The organism is Bradyrhizobium sp. WBOS07, from assembly GCF_024585165.1.
Classification (GTDB): Bacteria; Pseudomonadota; Alphaproteobacteria; order Rhizobiales; family Xanthobacteraceae; genus Bradyrhizobium; species Bradyrhizobium japonicum_B.
The window spans coordinates 2,150,855-2,168,042 of sequence record NZ_CP029008.1 but is presented as its reverse complement, the minus strand read 5'-3'; the positions used below and the strand labels follow the sequence as shown (position 1 = coordinate 2,168,042).

Genomic DNA, 17,188 nt, shown 5'->3' with positions numbered 1-17,188 from the left:
TTTGCACGTCAGCGGCGACAAATCATCGACGAAGAATCTCAAGACATGCACGGTCGCGGTGATCGCGCAGATGGCATTTGAATCGACATGTTGAAGCGACCGGATGACGATACCGCCTTCGCAAGGCGTGCTGCGCTAGCGCTCGCCGCCTTGCTGCTGATGTGTCTGACATATATTTCGCCTGCATGCGCCGCCGGTGACTTGCCGACCTACCTGCCGAAGATCGCGCCTGCGGATTTCTTCCCGGGCGCGGATCGCTTCGGCCCCCCGCAAGGCGATCCGCCGATCGTACCCGTATACCGCGGCGACCAACTGCAGGGATTTGTCTTCCTCAACTCCGATTTCGCGAACTCGGTCGGCTATTCCGGCAAGCCGATCCACCTGCTCGCTGGTATCGATCCGAAAGGCGTCATCACCGGCATCAAGCTGGTCGATCACAAGGAGCCGATCGTTCTGGTCGGCATCCCGGAAGCGCGCATCGTCGCGGCCGTGAACGGGCTGATCGGCAAGGACATGAAGCCGGTCGCAAGTGGTGCCGAGCGGCCGCCGCAGGTCGACATCGTGAGCGGCGCAACCGTCACCGTGCTGGTGATGGGCGACAGCATCGTCCGCGCCGCGTCCAAGCTCATCCGCAGCGGTCGCATCGGCGGCGGTGACGGTGCTGCGGTTTCGGCAGCCCTGCCCCCCGTCATCAAGACGCTCGATCTCGAACGCAGTGAAGTCCGCGACTGGGAAAGCCTCGTCGGCGACGGATCGATACGCAGGCTTCACCTCAGCATCGGCGACATCAACGATGCCTTCGCAAAATCCGGCAGCGCTGCGGCGATCCAATATCCCGAGCCGGGCGAAGCCGACGACACCTTCATCGACCTCTACGTCGCGCTTGTGAGTGCGCCAACGATCGGCCGCAGCCTGCTCGGCGAAGACGGCTATCGGCGGCTGAAGGACGGCCTGAAGCCCGGGCAGCAGGCCATCGTCGTCGCCGGCAACGGTCCCTACTCTTTCAAGGGCTCGGCCTATGTCCGCGGCGGCATCTTCGACCGCATCGAGATCCTGCAGGAAGGCAACAGCACCCGCTTCCGCGACCGCAACCATACCCGCCTGGGCGCACTCGACGCGGTCGGCACGCCGGAGTTCAGGGAGGTCGGCTTGTTCGTCACCCCTCCCGAGTTCACCCTCGATCCGACGCAGCCATGGCAGCTTCAGCTGCTGGTGCAGCGGAGCCTCGGCGGCCGCGACAAGGCGTTCCTGACTTTCGACCTCGGCTACGCCCTGCCCGACAGCTACATACGCCGCGAGCAGCGCGCGGTGACGGTGCCGGAGAGCGCGGCGCCTCCGCAGTCCCAGGCGAAGGCTGATGCTGCGCCGCCGCCGGAAGCAGATGAGCCGCTCTGGATGCGGATCTGGCGCTCGAGCACGGTGTCGATCGGCATCACCGCCTTCATGCTGGCCGCCCTCACCGGCATCTTCTTCTTCCAGAACCTCTTGGTGCGCCGGCCGGTATTGTACACGTGGGTGCGACGCGGCTATCTCGCCTTCGTTCTGGTCTGGCTCGGCTGGTACGCCAACGCCCAGCTCTCCGTCGTCAACGTCGTCACCTTCACCAACGCGCTGGTGACAGGCTTCCGCTGGGAGTTCTTCCTCGCGGCTCCCCTGATCTTCATCTTGTGGGCTGCGACGGCCGGCGGGCTTCTGTTCTGGGGCCGCGGCCCGTTCTGTGGCTGGCTGTGTCCCTTTGGCGCACTCCAGGAGCTCACCAACACGGCCGCGAAATGGCTGAAAGTACCGCAGATCACCGTGCCGTGGGGACTGCACGAGCGGCTGTGGCCGATCAAGTACATCATCTTCCTCGGTCTGTTCGGCCTGTCACTCTATTCGGTGGAGATGGCCGAACGGTTCGCCGAGGTCGAACCGTTCAAGACCGCCATCATCCTGAAGTTCTCGCGCAGCTGGCCGTTCGTCGCCTACGCGGTCGCCCTGCTCGTCATCGGCCTCTTCATCGAGCGCTTCTTCTGCCGCTACCTCTGTCCGCTCGGCGCGGCGCTTGCCATTCCCGGCCGCATGAGGACGTTCGAGTGGCTGCGGCGCTGGGAAGAATGCGGATCTCCCTGCCAACGCTGCGCCAAGGAATGCCCGGTGCAGTCGATCCATCCCGAGGGTCACATCAACGTCAACGAGTGCATCTATTGCATGCACTGCCAGGAACTCTATTACGACGACCACCGCTGCCCGCACATGATCCAGGTGCGGCTGAAGCGCGAAAAGTTCGCGGCCATGTCCTCGCCCTCGATGCGCTCGAGCGGCAAAGGCCCTGCAACCGTCATCACCGCCGGCGGCAAACCTGTCGGCGCGGCGGCAGTCAACTCTCCACCACCAAACTGAAACCGGAAGCCGAGGAGGCAATCATGAGCGACAACGACAAGGCAAAGGGCGTCAGCCGACGAACGGTGCTGGGAACGACGGCCGCCGCGGCGGGCGTGGGCCTCGCCGGCGGAGTGGCGATGAAGGACGGCGGCTTCGTCTCGTCTGCGGACGCGCAGACCAAGACTGCTGCGTCGAAAGCGCCGGCGGCAAGGCCCGCCGTGCACAAGACCGAGGTCGCACCGGGAGAGCTCGACGAATATTACGTGTTCTTCTCCAGCGGCCAGTCCGGCGAGATGCGCATCATCGGCCTTCCCTCGATGCGCGAATTGATGCGCGTGCCGGTGTTCAACCGCTGCAGCGCGACCGGCTGGGGCCAGACCAACGAAAGCATCAAGGTCCTGACCGAAGGGATGCAGCCCGCGACCCGCGAATTCCTCAAGAACCGCGGCGGCACCTACCTGAACGGCGACCTCCATCACCCGCACATTTCGTTCACGGACGGCACCTATGACGGCCGCTATGCCTACATGAACGACAAGGCCAACAGCCGCGTCGCGCGCGTGCGGCTCGACATCATGAAATGCGACAAGATCGTCGAGCTGCCCAACCAGCACACCGTCCACGGCCTGCGCCTGCAGAAATATCCGCGCACCGGCTACGTCTTCGCCAACGGCGAGGATGGCGTGCCGCTACCCAATGACGGCAAGGTTCTCGACGATCCCAAGCAGTATCGCTCCATCTTCAGTGCGATCGACGGCGACACGATGAAGGTGGCCTGGCAGGTGATCGTCAGCGGCAACCTCGACAACGTCGACGCCGACTACCAAGGCAAATACTGCTTCGCGACCTGCTACAACGGCGAGGAAGGCGTCACGCTGGCGGAGATGACCGCCGCCGAACAGGACTGGGTCGTCATCTTCAACATCAAGCGGATCGAAGAGGCCGTGAAGAAGGGCGACTTCAAGGAAATGAACGGCGTGCCCGTGATCGACGGCCGCAAGGGCTCGGCCTACACCCGCTACGTTCCGGTCTCGAACAATCCGCACGGCATGAACACCGCTCCCGACGGCATCCACATCGTGGCGGCCGGAAAGCTGTCGCCGACCGTGACCGTGATGGACGTGCGCAAGTTCGACGATCTGTTCGACGACAAGATCAAGCCGCGCGACGTCGTCGTCGCCGAGCCCGAACTCGGCCTTGGCCCGCTGCACACCGCCTACGACGGCAAGGGCAACGCCTACACCACGCTGTTCCTCGACAGCCAGGTCTGCAAGTGGAACATCGAAGCCGCCAAGCGCGCCTTCAAGGGCGAAAAGGTCAATCCCATTCTCCAGAAGCTCGACGTGCATTATCAGCCCGGTCACAACCATACCTCGATGGGGCAGACCAAGGAGGCCGATGGAAAGTGGCTCATCTCGCTGAACAAGTTCTCGAAGGATCGCTTCCTGAACGTCGGCCCGCTCAAGCCGGAGAACGATCAGCTGATCGACATCTCGGGCGATCAGATGAAGCTGGTACATGACGGCCCGAGCTTCGCCGAGCCGCATGACGCCACCATCGTCCACCGCTCCAAGATCAATCCGATCTCGATCTACGACCGCGCGGATCCGATGTTTGCGGATGCGGTCAAGCAGGCCAAGGCCGACGGCATCAACCTCGAGGCGGATTCGAAGGTCATTCGCGACGGCAACAAGGTGCGCGTCTACATGACGTCCACCGCCCCCGCCTACGGTCTCGATCAGTTCCAGGTCAGGCAGGGCGACGAGGTCACCGTCTTCGTCACCAATATCGATGCGGTCGAGGACCTCACGCACGGCTTCTGCATCGTCAACTACGGCATCAACATGGAGATCGGGCCGATGGCCACCTCGTCGGTGACCTTCACGGCCGACAAGCCAGGCGTCTACTGGTACTATTGCTCCTGGTTCTGCCACGCCATGCACATGGAGATGAAGGGCCGCATGTTCGTCGAGCCCAAATCTGTTTGAAGTCGGTCTGACCGGAGCGACCTCGTGGGTCCATTTTTACGCATGTTTCCGGCGGCGCTGGTCGCCGCCGGATTGTCGGGCTTCGCCAGTGCGGAGACATTGACGGCTGCGCCCGGCCAGTCACTGCAAGCGGTGCTGAACGGCGCGCGCGCCGGCGACGTCGTCGAACTCGCTCCGGGGCACTATCGCGGCTCTATCCGGATCGAGCGTCCCCTGCAGCTGGTCGGGAGCCGCGAGGCATTGCTCGACGGCGACGGTGCCGGCAACGTCATCACGGTCAGCGCGCCCGACGTCACCATCCGCGGTCTGACCATCCGCGCCTCCGGCCGCGACCTGCAGGCGATGAATTCGGGGATCTTCCTGCAGAAGACGGCCGAGCGCGCGACCATCGAGAACAACCGGCTGGTGGACAACCTGTTCGGCATCTATGTGCACGGCGCCCAGGGCTCGCGGGTCGCCGGCAACGAGATCGAGGGACTGCGTGGCGGGCGGCTCAGCGAGGCCGGCAACGGCGTCTCGCTGTGGAACGCGCCCGACGTCACCATCGCCAACAACAATTTTCGCTACGGCCGCGACGGCATCTTCACCATTTCAAGCCGAAAGGACCGCTTCGTCGGAAACCGCTTCGAGCAGGTGCGCTTCGCGATCCATTACATGTACACCAACGACAGCGAAGTGAGCGGCAACGTCTCGATCGGCAACCATGTCGGTTATGCCATCATGTATTCGAACCGGCTGGTGATCCGCGACAACATCTCCGATCACGATCGCGGCTATGGGATGCTCTTCAACTACGCGAACTATGCCCAGATCGAGAACAACCGGGTGACGGGCGGCCCGCTGAACACGCCGATGCAGGCCATGCAAGACAGCCCCGACGACGAGCGCGGCATGCTTCCGCAGCAAAAGCGGGAGAGCACTCTGAAGAGTGGCCCGGAGAAATGCGTGTTCATCTACAACACCAATCACAACAAGTTCCGCGACAACTGGTTCGAGCGCTGCGCCATCGGCGTGCACTTCACGGCCGGGTCCGAAGGCAACGAAATCGCCGGCAATGCCTTCGTCAGCAATGCCAACCAGGTGAAATATGTCGGCACCCGGCACCTCGACTGGTCGACCGGCGGGCGCGGCAATTATTGGAGCGACAATCCGGCCTTCGACCTCAACGGGGACGGCATCGCCGACACGGCCTACCGGCCGAACGACCTCATCGACCGCGTGCTGTGGACGGCGCCCGCTGCAAAAGTCCTGATCAACAGCCCTGCCGTCCAGGTGATCCGCTGGGCGCAGGCGCAGTTTCCGGCGTTGCTGCCGGGCGGCGTGGTCGACAGCCGTCCACTGGTGTCGCCGCCGCGGAGCGCGGCGGCCAGGGAGACGCGATGACCAGTACGGTACGCGTCAGCGACGTCACCAAGATGTATGGCCGGGTCGAGGCCGTGCGCGATGCCTCGTTCTCGCTTGGGCAGGGCGAGCTGGTCGCCTTGATCGGCCACAACGGCGCCGGCAAGACCACGCTCATGAAGCTCATGCTCGGGCTGATCCGGCCAACCAGCGGCTCCATCGAGGTTCTCGGAGACAATCCGGCCGCCGGCGAATTCGCCGGCCGGCGCCAGCTCGGCTATCTGCCCGAGAACGTCTCCTTCGACCCTGCCCTCACCGGCCGCGAGACGCAGGCCTTCTACGCCCGGCTGAAGCGCGAGCCGGTGCCCAAGGCGCTGGAGCTGCTCGATGCCGTCGGCTTGGGCGCCGCCAGCCGGCGCCGAGTGAGCACCTATTCGAAGGGCATGCGCCAACGGCTGGGGCTCGCGCAGGCGCTGCTTGGTACCCCGCGCGTGCTGCTGCTGGATGAGCCGACCACCGGCCTCGATCCGGAACTGCGGCAGACCTTCTACGACATCATCGCACGGCTCGCGGCCGGCGGCGCAACGGTGCTGCTGTCGTCGCACGCGCTCACCGAGCTCGAGGAGCGCGCCGGCCGGGTCATCATCATGAACCGCGGCATCAAGGTCGCGGACGGATCGATCGACGAGCTGCGTCGTCTCGCCCGGCTGCCCACCAGGATCCGTCTCAAGGTGGCAGGCCTCGCCCCAAGCGAGATGCCGGGCTGGGCTCCGCAGGATGCGACCTGCCGCCGCCTCAACGGCCACATCGTCGAGATCGACGCCGCGCCGGAGCGGAAGATCGAGCTGCTGCACCGCGCGACTGCCGCCGGCAATGCCGTCGAGGACGTCGACGTGGTGCCGCCGACCCTCGACGAGCTCTACGCTCACTTTCTTCGGCAATCGGAGCAGGCGCCATGAACGTCCTGATCATCGCAGCCAAGGAAATCCACCAAGCCATCCGCAATCGCTGGGTGCTGGCCGCAACGCTGCTGCTCGCCGGGCTCGCGCTGTCGCTGACCTTTCTCGGCAGCGCGCCGACCGGGAACGTGGGTGTTCGCACGCTGGACGTGGTCGTCGTCAGCCTGTCGAGCCTGACGATCTTTCTCGTTCCGCTGATCGCGCTTCTAATCTCCCACGACGCCATCGTCGGCGAGATGGAGCGGGGGACGATGCTGTTGCTGCTGAGCTATCCCGTGGCGCGCTGGCAAGTGCTGCTCGGCAAGTTCCTGGGCCACCTCGCCGTGCTCGCCTTTGCGACCTGCCTCGGTTATGGCGCGGCGGTCGGAGCGCTGGCGGCGACCGGCAGCCAGATCGATCGCGACAGCTTCCTGGCCTTCGCGTCCATGGTGGGTTCCTCGGTGCTGCTCGGCGCCGCTTTCGTCGCCATCGGATATCTGGTCAGCGCGCTCGTGCGCGACCGCGGCACGGCGGCCGGCATCTGCATCGGATTGTGGCTGCTGCTGGTGCTGATCTACGACATGGCACTGCTCGGTGTGCTTGCGCTCGATCAGGGCCGCAGCATCTCGGCAGCGGTGCTCAACGCCATGCTGCTGGCGAATCCGACCGACGCCTACCGGCTTATCAACCTGACCGGCTTTGCCAATGTCAGCACCTTCGCCGGCATGGCCGGTCTTGCCCAAACCACGTCCCTGACGATTCCGGTTCTGCTGACCGCCCTGCTCGGCTGGACGCTGCTGCCGCTGGGACTGGCCGCGCTCGCCTTCTCGCGGAGGGAGCTATGAAGCGCCGAACGTTGCTTCTTGCCCTGCTCGTGCCGCTGGCGCTCGCCGGCTGCAACGACAAGCAAGCCGCGAAGGCCCCTCTGCCGCATCGGATGACCGCGGAAGACATCGGCCATTACTGCGGCATGAACGTGCTCGAGCATCCCGGACCGAAGGGCCATATCTTCGTCGCGAGCCTGATCCAGCCCGTCTGGTTCTCGTCGGTGCGCGACACCATCGCCTTCACCATGCTGCCGGACGAGCCCAAGGACATCCAGGCGATCTACGTGTCCGACATGGGCAAGGCGGCCGACTGGGACAAGCCCGGCGCCGACAATTGGATTGAGGCGCGCAAGGCGCTGTTCGTGATCGAGAGCCGGGTCAAGAGCGGCATGGGCGGCGACGAGGCCGTTCCGTTTTCGGAGCGTGCGGCGGCGGAGAAGTTCGCCGGCGAGAACGGCGGCAGGATCGTCGGCTTCGACGAGGTGCCGCGGGACTACGTCCTGGCGTCGGCAAATGCCACTGGCGCCGCCGTGTCCGACCAAACCGCCGAGGGCTCGCCAAGCGGCCCACCGAGGAGGACGCCATGACGCGCAACCTGACGCGACGACGCTTCATCCGGATCAGCGCGGCGGCAGCGGGCCTCGGCGCGCTCGCCCCGTGGCATCTCGTTCGTGCGGAGGTCGCGCCGGTGACCTGGCGCGGCACGATGCTGGGCGCGGTTGCGACGATGGAGATCCACGACGAAGATCGCAGCCGGGCGGAGCGACTGATCGCGCTGGCCTGCGCCGAGGCGCGGCGGCTCGAGCGGCTGTTCAGTCTTTACCTCGAGGATTCCGCCCTGGTCGCGCTGAACCGGACGGGTGTCTTGATCGATCCCGCCGCGGAGATGGTCGATCTGCTGTCGGCCGCGCAGCGTTATGCCACGCTGACCGGCGGCCTGTTCGACGTCACCGTGCAGCCGATTTGGGAGCTCTATGCCGGTCATTTCGCGCGAGATGACGCCGATCCGGCGGGGCCTGCGCCAGCCGCGATCGAGGCCGCGCTGGCGCGCGTCGGCAGCCACCGGCTGTCGGTCAGCCGCGACCGGATCGTGATGCCCCGGGGCATGGCCGTGACCCTGAACGGGATCGCGCAAGGCTACGTCACTGACAAGGTCGTGGACTTGCTCCGGACACATGGCGTCTCCCACAGCCTGGTCGACATGGGCGAAGCGCGCGCAATCGGCTCGCGTCCGGACGGACACCCCTGGGAGATCGGTATCGCCGATCCGGACGTTGTGGGCCAGACGAAAACTGTGCTGCCGATCGTCGATCGCGCCGTCTCCACCTCGGGCGGCTACGGCTGCCAGTTCGATTCCGGGGCGCGCTTCAACCATTTGTTTGATCCCAAATCGGGTTGCTGTGCGCGCCGCTATCGCAGCGTGACGACGGTTTCCCGCAGCGCGACCGCCGCGGATGCCTTGTCGACGGCGTTCAGCCTGATGCCGCAAGACGGGATCCAATCGTTGCTGCCGCGCGTCGATATCGACCGCGTGCACCTGATCGATGCCGCCGGCAAGACGGTCGAATTATCGGCGTAAGCTGCGCCTGTTGTTGAGCATGATCGTCACGCCTTAGCGCAACGGCAGCAGGTCCAGTTGGCTCTGCGCCTTCCTGACCGCCGCCGCGTACCAGCTCTGGCTCGGCGCTTCCTTGGCGAAGCATTTCGTGTAGGCGTCCATCGCCCGGTCCTCCCTGGCCATGTCGCCGCGCGGATCCTTCTTGTTGACGGGCTTCGCCATCATCTGCGTCCACACGCGCTCGCAGGCGGGGATCTCCGCCGTCTTCACGGCGTCCCTTGCGGCGATGAAGTACACCCTGTCGCCACTTATCGCGACGACGTCGATTTCATCGGGCGCACCCTTGAGCTCGCCATTGCCGCGCAGGCCGAGCACGGCGAACGCGGCGCTCGCGGATGCGGGCTTGGTGACCGGCAGCTCGGCATATTTGGCGAAGGCGGCATCCTGGATCGCGTGATAGTAGAAGCGGTCGGACTGGAACGCGGCGCTGCTCTCCTGCGGCATGCCGTCCGCGCGATGCTCGCGCAGCCAGTGCATGAGCAACGCGGTCGTGGTCACCACGGCTTGGGTCTTGTCGCCGTCCGCGGCGAAGCTGAGCCCGTCGAGATGACCGAAGCCGATATCGCTCCGGAACAGCGTGTCGACGTTCGACCTGCCGTCTGCGGAAAATCCCTTGATCGCGACCGGTCCCACCAAGCCGCGCAGCACGCCTGCCAGCTCCTTCAGGGCGGCCTCGTGCTGCTTGTAGATCACCTCGCTCTCCTTGGCCTTCGAGAACTTTGCGATGTAGCGATCGCGCAGGTCGAGATAGTGCCGCTCGGGCGCGGCCGCATGGACGGGCAGCGCGAGGACGAGCAGGCAGAGCAAGGCAGGCAATCTCATTCAAGGTCCGCGGATTGGAGGCGATCTGCCATCTTTGTGCGGCTGCGAGGCGCGAAGGTTCATCCGCAACGAACCGCGCTCTTCGCGCCCTACTCCGCCGGCGTCAGCTGCCGGGTCAGGCGCACCGCCGCGGTCTCGCGGACACGGACCCGGGCGCGGCGCTTGCGCCACCAGATCACGACGCCGGTGACGGAGAGCGCAGCGACCACGAGGCCCATGATCGAGATCAGGATGCGGCCGAACAAGCCGACGATGCGGCCCGAATGCAGCGGGAATTGCGCCTGCACGAAGATATCGGCGGCGGTGCCGACCCAGGGCAGCCGCTCGCCGATCGGGCGGCCATCCTCGCTGTCGTAATAGAGCTGCGCCGGGCCGACGCCGCCGGCGCCGTGATCGTCGCCGGGGTGGAAGAACGCGGCGGCATAGACGCCGTGGGCCGGGCCGTAATTGATCGAGCCGACCGGGATGGTCCAGCCCCGCGCCTTGCCGTCGGCCGCCGCGCGCGCGGCGATCTCGGCGAATGTCATCTTGGGCTCGATCGGATTGTCGAGATCGCGATAGGGCCGCTGCTCATAGGGCGTCGGCGTATAGTTCGACACCATCTTCATCAGCGGCGAGAACACCTCGAAATAGAGGTTCAGCGAAAAGGCGGTGAAGGCGATGATGAAGAGCACGCCCCAGGTCCACAGGCTGAAGGCGCGATGGATGTCGAAATTGATCCGGTAGGCGCTGCCTGAGGTCTTGATGGTCCAGGCCGGTGCCCAGCGCGCCCAGAAGCCACGCTCGAGCTGGCGCGTGACGCTAGGTGCCCGCGCCGCCTTGGCGCGTCTGCGCGAGGGCAGCGTCAGATAGAAGCCGACGAAGCAATCGATGGTCCAGATGATGGCGATCACGCCGAGCACGCGCATGCCCCAGCGGTCGCTGCCCCAGAACTCCGGGATGTGCATCGTGTAGTGCAGCTTGTAGAGGAAGGAGACGAAATTCTCCCGCGTCACCGGCCACACCGCGCCCCAATAGCGCCGGCCAAGCTCCGCGCCGGTATTGGGATCGAGAAAGACCTGGTTGTAGTCGAGCGTGTAGCGCTTGCCGGTCGCAGGATCGATCCGCGGCATGACGAAGAACCACAGCGAGTGGCCCTCCTCCGGCGTCATGAAGAGGTAGACGACGCGCGCGCGGGGATCGCGCTGCTCGATCGTCTTGGCGAGCTCGATCGAGGGTATCGCCGGGCCCTTGCTGGTGACGTCGAACAGATGGCTGTTCAGGATGTCGTCGAGCTCGTGATCCCAGGAGATGATCGCGCCGGTGATGCCGGAGAAGAACAGGAAGGCGGCCGTCAGCAGTCCCGCCCAGCGATGCAGTTTGCCGAATATCGCTCTCATCGCTCAGATCTCATTCCAACCGGGATCCGGGCCCTCAATTCCCGGAACCGTCTTCGCTCGAACCATCGGCCGCCGGTCTGCTTGCTGATGGCCTTGCGTCCATCGCCTAACGTACGGATCGCTTCAGTGCGAGTGCGGCAATATTAGAATCTATCGAGACTGGAAAACGAGCCCTGCGACAAGGCGCTCGGCGCGATCGGCGGCTCGCTTCTCAATCGCTCACGGCCAGTCGGCGAAATTCAACGTTGGCCTCGATCGCCCGGCTCGCGCCCGTGCCACGACGCGCCGACGCCATACGCCCGGTGCCTCTCCGGTATGCTTGCGGAAGAAGCGACTGAAATACGCCGTGTCCGTGAAGCCGAGCGCGAACGCGATCTGCTTGACGGCAATGGTTCCCGCCTCGAGCCGCGCCGCCGCTTCCTTGACGAGACGCTGCTGGATCAGCTCGCTCGGCGAGCGCTTCAGCTCGCGGCTGCACAGCGCGTGCAGGCGATCGGGCGTCATGCCGAGCAGCCTGGCGTAATCGCTGACGCGGAGGTGCTGCTGGTAGCGCTCCTCGAGCAGCCGGCGGAAGCGGCTCAGGATCTCCGCGCTGCTGCCCTCCTCGTTCCGATTGCCGTCGCCGGCGAACAGACGCCAGAAGCGCAGCACGCACAGCGTCAGCTCGGCCGACATGATCGAGGCTGCACCACTGCGGGCGGGCGAGGCGATTTCGGCGGCGATCGCGGCGATGGAACGTGCCATCGTGGCGGCAAGGTCGGGTTCGACCGGCAGCGCCATGATGCCGCCGGCGCCTTCGAGCGCGAGATAGGGCGCCTCCGCCGAGGGCGGGAGATAGCGATGCCATGTGCCGGCCCGCAATTGCAGCAGCTCCGCGGTCGTTCCCGCCGCCACCTCCAGATAGTCGGCCGATCCCGCCGGCAGCCAGGCCATTGCGGGCCCCGCCAACGGAATCGTCTTGTCGGCCCGAGCGATCTCCACGGTCCCGCCGCCGTGAAGGCAGAGCAGATGAATGAACGGCCGGGCCGCGTTCGACATCAGCATCCAGCGCCGTGCCGCATAATGCGATCTGATCAGCTCGGCACCGACGGGCACAGCCCCGCTCGCGCCGGCTGCCGCGGGCGGTCGGGTGGCCGCGACGCCTCGACGCAGCTGGCCATCGTGACCAGAAACGTCCAATCTTTCCCCGGATTTGTCCATTGTGCGAACAAAGCCCGGGATGCTTGCTAGGTCAAGTCCTGGTCGCGGTCGGCGCGATGACGCCATTCCGAAGAAATCAGGGCCAGAGGAAACGACCACTCACATCGATGCCGACAATCGCTTGAGTGCCACAGGAGGGAGACACGACATGTTTTCGACCAACCGTCGAACGTTACTTCGCGCCACCGGCCTTGCCGCTCTGACCGCGGCGCTGGGGATCTTTCCCCCCACGGCCGATGCGCAGGAGAAGATCCGGATCGGCTATGCCATCTCCAAGACCGGTCCCTATGCCGGCGGCGCCGGCATCACCACCCTGCCCAATTACGAATTGTGGGTGAGGGACGTGAATGCCGCCGGCGGCATCAAGCTCGGTGACAAGAAGCTGCCGATCGAGATCGTCGAATACGACGACCGCAGCAGTTCCGAAGAAGCAGTGAAGGCGATCGAACGGCTCGCCAACCAGGACAAGGTCGATTTCATCCTGGCCCCCTGGGGCACCGGCCTCAACCTCGCGGTCGGCCCGACGCTGAACCGTCTCGGCTACCCTCACCTCGCGGTCACGTCGGTGACGGACAAGGCGCCGGAGCTCGCCAAGCGCTGGTCCAACGCGACGTTCTGGCTCGGCACCTCCGCGCAGATCTCCGAGGCGCTGGCTGATCTGCTGGGCAAGCTGAAGGGCGAAGGCAAGATCGGCGGGACCATCGCGATGGTCAGCATCGCCGATCAGTTCGGCATCGAGCTGTCCGCCGCCGCCCGCGCGGCTTTCAAGAAGCACGGCTTTACGCTCGGCTATGACAAGACCTATCCGATGGGGACGCAGGATCTCCAGCCGCTGCTGAAGGACGCCGTCGCATCCAACCCGGATACGTTCATCGCCTTCAGCTATCCGCCGGATACGATCGCGCTCACCGAGCAGGCGCAGCTGCTGAAGTTCAACCCGAAGATCTTCTATGTCGGCGTCGGCACCGCCTTCCCGCTCTACAAGGGCAAGTTCGCCGCCAACAGCGACGGTGTGATGGGGATCGGCGGCTGGAACGCGGACTCGCCGCAGCTGAAGGACTATCTCGCGCGCCACAAGGCGGCGACCGGCAAGGAGCCGGATCGCTGGGCCAGCTCGATCACCTATGCCAGCCTTCAAGTGCTGCAGCAGGCGATCGAAAAGGTCGGCAAGCTCGATCGTGCCGCGGTCGCGGCGGAAATCCGCGCGGGTACGTTCGAGACCATCATCGGCAAGGTCAAGCTCAAGGACGGACTGCTCCAGGAGGTGTGGAGCGTCGGCCAGTGGCAGAACGGCGAGTTCTACGCCCTTGCGCCGACCTCGCAGCCGGGCGCGCGCGCCGCGGTCGTGCCCAAGCCGCAGTGGCAATAAGACCGGCCGGCAGGCCTTCGATCGCAAGGCCTGCCTGCCGTCCGCTCCGGGGGATGCCGCTTCATGCTGCTCGTCGATATCGTCCTGCCGGGCCTCGTGCTTGGCGGCATGTACGCGCTGATCGCGCTCGGGCTGACGCTGCAATATGGCGTGGCGCGGATCATGAACCTGTCCTACGGCGAGTCGCTGGTTGCGGCCGCTTTCGGCGCGTTCTCGCTCTACAGCGGACTTGGGCTGAGCCCGCTCGCGGCGCTGCTGCTGGCCGTGCCGGTCGCGATGGGGCTGAATTGGCTGCTCTATCGCTTCCTGCTGGAACGGCTGATGCGGCGTGGCAAGGACCGGGGCGCACAGGAAATCGACAGCATCCTCGTCACCTTCGGCGTGTTGTTCGTCATCCAGGGGGCGATGCTGGTCGCCTTCGGAGGGCAGTATTACAGCTATAGCTACCTCTCGATTCCGCTGACGATCCTCGGATCGACGCTCGCGGTCAATCGCCTGGTCGCGTTGCTGTTCGCAGCCCTGGTCGGCGTTGCCGTCTATCTGGCCCTCACCCGCACCCGGATCGGCACGGCCGTCCGGGCCATCGCGGTCGATCCGAACGCCGCGCGCCTCGTCGGGATCGACGTGGCCGCGCTCTCGGGGCTGGCCTTTGCGTTCGGCGGTGGCCTCGTCGCCATCGGCGGCGTGCTCGTCAGCATGTTCCTCACCTTCAATGCCGCCATGGGGGTGGTCTTCACCATGAAGGCGCTGGTCGTCGTCATCATGGGGGGCGTCGGCAACGTCATGGGCGCGCTGGTCGCAGGCCTGCTGCTGGGCGTGGTCGAAACCGCAGTGGCGCGGCTGATCGATCCCGGCCTGACGCTGGCGGCCACCTACACGCTGTTTCTCGGCGTGCTCGTGATCAGGCCGACCGGCCTGTTCGGGCGGGCCGCGTCATGACCTTGTCCATCCGGATCCTGCTGTGGTGCGGCGGCCTTGCCCTCGCCGCTTGCCTCATCACCTACCCGCTCTATGCCAACGGCTATTATCTCGCGCTCGGCATCAGCGTCCTCTATTTCACGATCCTGGCGACCGCGTGGGCGATGTTCTCCGGCCCTACCCGCTACATCTCGCTCGCGACGGTCGCGTTCTTCGGCTTGGGCGCGTACACCGCTGCAGTGCTCGGCGAGACCATGTCCTGGCCGATCGTGCTGCTGGCCGCGGCCGGCATGGGCGCACTCACGGCCGCGATCACCGGACTGTCGACGCTGCGCCTCTCCGGCATATATTTCGTGATCTTCTCCTTCGGCCTTGCCGAGCTGATCCGCCAGCTCGTGATCTGGTACGAGGTCAACATCCACAAATCGGTCGGCCGCTACCTGTTCAGCGAGGTGACGCAGGATATTCTCTACTGGCAGCTGCTTGGCCTCGCCGCGCTTGTCTTCCTGGTCGGCTGGCTGCTTGGGCGATCGCGCTACGGGTTGGCGCTGCGCGCCATCGGCGCCGACGAGACCGCGGCCAGCCATTCCGGCATCGACGCCACGCGGGTCAAGCTCGGCGTGTTCATGCTGAGCGCGACCTTCATGACGATGACCGGCGCGGTGATGGCGCCGCGATGGACCTATATCGATCCCGCCATTGCGTTCAATCCGGCGATCTCGTTCCAGGTCGTGATCATGGCCTTGCTGGGCGGCGCCGGCTCGCTGTTCGGGCCCGTGCTGGGCGTCATCCCGCTGGTCCTGCTGTTCGAGGTGCTGACCGCGACGCTGCCCAACCATTTCAGCATCGTGCTCGGCATCATTTTCGTCCTCATCGTCATGGTGCTGCCGAACGGGGTGATCGGACTGCTCGGGGTCGGACGCCGGCGCGTCCCGGCCGAGAGGTCCGTCACTGCGGCCCGCACCAAGGATGCACCGCTCCTCGCGGTCGACGGCGTCAGCAAGTCGTTCGGCGGGTTGCGCGCCGTGGACGGGGTCAGCTTTGCCGTCGCGCCCGGCGAAATCGTCGGCGTTATCGGCCCGAACGGCTCCGGCAAGACGACGCTGCTCAATACGCTGTCGGGTGCCCTGAAGCCCTCGTCAGGCACGATCCGGCTCGGCGGCACCTTGCTCAACGGCCTGCCGGCGCACCAGATCGCGCGCCTCGGCCTCGCCCGCACCTTCCAATTGGTGCGCGTGATGCCGGACCTGACTGTGGCCGAGAACGTTGCAGCCGCGCGGCTGTTCTCCGCAGCGCCCGGTCTTGCGGCCGCTTCGGAGGCAGAAGGCGAGCTGCTCGACCTCGTCGGGCTCGGTGCGATGCGCGAGGCACCCGCGGGCGAGCTGACCTATATCGACCAGAAGCGTTTGGAGCTTGCCCGTGCGCTGGCGCTGCAGCCGCGCCTCGTGCTGCTCGATGAATGGTTGGCCGGCCTCAATCCGAGCGAGCTCGAAACAGGCATCGCGCTGATCGCGAAGCTGCGCGAGCGCGGCCTCACCGTCATCATGGTCGAGCATGTCATGGATGCGATCCGCGCACTGTGCGGCCATTGCGTCGTGATGAACGCCGGCAAGGTGATCGCGCGCGGGACGCCGGACGCGGTGCTGTCCGATCCAAAGGTCGTCGCCGCTTATCTCGGAGACGACGATGCTTGAGGTCGCCGCGCTCTCCCATTTCTATGGCAAGCACCAGGCCCTGGCCGACGTCTCGCTGGACATCAGTCAAGGCGAGATTGTCGCCATCCTCGGTGCCAACGGCGCGGGCAAGTCGACCCTGCTCAAGAGCATTGCCGGCCTGATCAGGCCGGCCCCCGGCGCGAGAATCGCGTTCGACGGACAGAGCATCGCCGAGCTGCCGGCCCATCTGATCGTGGAGCGCGGCATAGCGCTCGTGCCGGAGGGCCGCGGCGTCTTCGGCGACCTGACGGTCGCGGAGAACCTGCAGCTTGGCGCTTATCCTGCCCGCGCCCGTGACGGCGAAGCGGATCGGCTCGCGCAGGTCCTGCAACTGTTCCCGCGCCTCGCCGAGCGCATGAGGCAGTCCGTCCGCACCATGAGCGGCGGCGAGCAGCAGATGGTGGCGATCGGCCGCGCGCTGATGTCGAACCCGCTGCTGCTCCTGCTCGACGAGCCCTCGCTCGGCCTGTCCCCCCTGCTCAGCCGCGAGGTCTTTCGCGCACTGACGCAGATCCGCGCCGGTGGCGTTGGCGTCTTGCTGGTCGAGCAGAACGCGCGCGCCAGCCTCGACATCGCCGATCGGGTCTACCTGATCGAGTCTGGTCGCAACACCGGCAGTGGCGCTGCGGCTGCGATGAAGAACGATCCCGAAATCCAGCGCGCCTATCTCGGCAAGGCGCGCACCGCATCGTCCCCACAATGAAGCCCA

14 protein-coding genes are annotated in these 17,188 nt (G+C 65.7%); 11 read left to right on the top strand and 3 right to left on the bottom strand.

Annotated elements, in window-relative coordinates:
* The first annotated feature begins 87 nt into the window (after positions 1-87).
* The 7 genes from DCM79_RS10210 to DCM79_RS10180 are packed head-to-tail and all read left to right on the top strand — an operon-like array spanning position 88 to position 9,037.
* Positions 88-2,382 carry a 4Fe-4S binding protein gene (locus tag DCM79_RS10210; protein WP_373568072.1) on the top strand — a complete coding sequence of 765 codons (2,295 nt, stop codon included), beginning with the start codon at positions 88-90 and terminating at the stop codon, positions 2,380-2,382.
* Positions 2,383-2,405: 23 nt separating this feature from the next.
* Positions 2,406-4,352 carry a TAT-dependent nitrous-oxide reductase gene (gene nosZ, locus DCM79_RS10205; RefSeq protein ID WP_257179722.1) on the top strand — a complete coding sequence of 649 codons (1,947 nt, stop codon included), beginning with the start codon at positions 2,406-2,408 and terminating at the stop codon, positions 4,350-4,352.
* 42 nt (positions 4,353-4,394) lie between these two features.
* Positions 4,395-5,735 (top strand): nitrous oxide reductase family maturation protein NosD, encoded by a 1,341-nt coding sequence (locus DCM79_RS10200; RefSeq protein ID WP_373568132.1) that lies wholly within the window; start codon positions 4,395-4,397, stop codon positions 5,733-5,735.
* Complete coding sequence (locus DCM79_RS10195; RefSeq protein ID WP_257179720.1) at positions 5,732-6,652, top strand: ABC transporter ATP-binding protein; 921 nt, start codon at positions 5,732-5,734, stop codon at positions 6,650-6,652. The genes DCM79_RS10200 and DCM79_RS10195 overlap by 4 nt, the downstream gene beginning before the upstream one ends.
* Entirely contained in the window at positions 6,649-7,476 is an 828-nt protein-coding gene (locus tag DCM79_RS10190) for an ABC transporter permease (RefSeq protein ID WP_257179719.1), read from the top strand. Before DCM79_RS10195 ends, DCM79_RS10190 begins: the two co-directional genes overlap by 4 nt.
* Positions 7,473-8,045 (top strand): nitrous oxide reductase accessory protein NosL, encoded by a 573-nt coding sequence (locus tag DCM79_RS10185; protein WP_257179718.1) that lies wholly within the window; start codon positions 7,473-7,475, stop codon positions 8,043-8,045. Before DCM79_RS10190 ends, DCM79_RS10185 begins: the two co-directional genes overlap by 4 nt.
* Positions 8,042-9,037, top strand: coding sequence for an FAD:protein FMN transferase (locus tag DCM79_RS10180; protein WP_257179717.1), 996 nt, complete (start codon positions 8,042-8,044; stop codon positions 9,035-9,037). The genes DCM79_RS10185 and DCM79_RS10180 overlap by 4 nt, the downstream gene beginning before the upstream one ends.
* Positions 9,038-9,070: 33 nt before the next feature.
* On the opposite strand, the gene DCM79_RS10175 is transcribed toward DCM79_RS10180, so the two are convergent.
* The 3 genes from DCM79_RS10175 to DCM79_RS10165 form a co-directional block, all read right to left on the bottom strand.
* Positions 9,071-9,898 (bottom strand): hypothetical protein, encoded by an 828-nt coding sequence (locus DCM79_RS10175; RefSeq protein ID WP_257179716.1) that lies wholly within the window; start codon positions 9,896-9,898, stop codon positions 9,071-9,073.
* A gap of 89 nt (positions 9,899-9,987) precedes the next feature.
* On the bottom strand, positions 9,988-11,277 hold the full coding sequence (gene fsrB, locus DCM79_RS10170) for a siderophore utilization protein FsrB (protein WP_257179715.1): 1,290 nt from the start codon (positions 11,275-11,277) through the stop codon (positions 9,988-9,990).
* A gap of 219 nt (positions 11,278-11,496) precedes the next feature.
* Positions 11,497-12,372, bottom strand: coding sequence for an AraC family transcriptional regulator (locus tag DCM79_RS10165; protein WP_257179714.1), 876 nt, complete (start codon positions 12,370-12,372; stop codon positions 11,497-11,499).
* A gap of 253 nt (positions 12,373-12,625) precedes the next feature.
* On the opposite strand from DCM79_RS10165, the gene DCM79_RS10160 reads away from it, so the two are divergent.
* From DCM79_RS10160 to DCM79_RS10145, 4 genes are all read left to right on the top strand, one after another.
* Complete coding sequence (locus tag DCM79_RS10160; RefSeq protein ID WP_257179713.1) at positions 12,626-13,846, top strand: amino acid ABC transporter substrate-binding protein; 1,221 nt, start codon at positions 12,626-12,628, stop codon at positions 13,844-13,846.
* Positions 13,847-13,909: 63 nt separating this feature from the next.
* The gene (locus tag DCM79_RS10155; protein ID WP_257179712.1) at positions 13,910-14,785 is read left to right on the top strand and encodes a branched-chain amino acid ABC transporter permease; all 876 of its coding nucleotides are present in this window, start codon (positions 13,910-13,912) and stop codon (positions 14,783-14,785) included.
* Positions 14,782-16,458, top strand: coding sequence for a branched-chain amino acid ABC transporter ATP-binding protein/permease (locus tag DCM79_RS10150; protein WP_257179711.1), 1,677 nt, complete (start codon positions 14,782-14,784; stop codon positions 16,456-16,458). The genes DCM79_RS10155 and DCM79_RS10150 overlap by 4 nt, the downstream gene beginning before the upstream one ends.
* Positions 16,451-17,182: an ABC transporter ATP-binding protein gene (locus DCM79_RS10145; RefSeq protein ID WP_257179710.1), complete on the top strand. Its 732-nt coding sequence runs from the start codon at positions 16,451-16,453 to the stop codon at positions 17,180-17,182. The genes DCM79_RS10150 and DCM79_RS10145 overlap by 8 nt, the downstream gene beginning before the upstream one ends.
* Positions 17,183-17,188 lie beyond the last annotated feature (6 nt).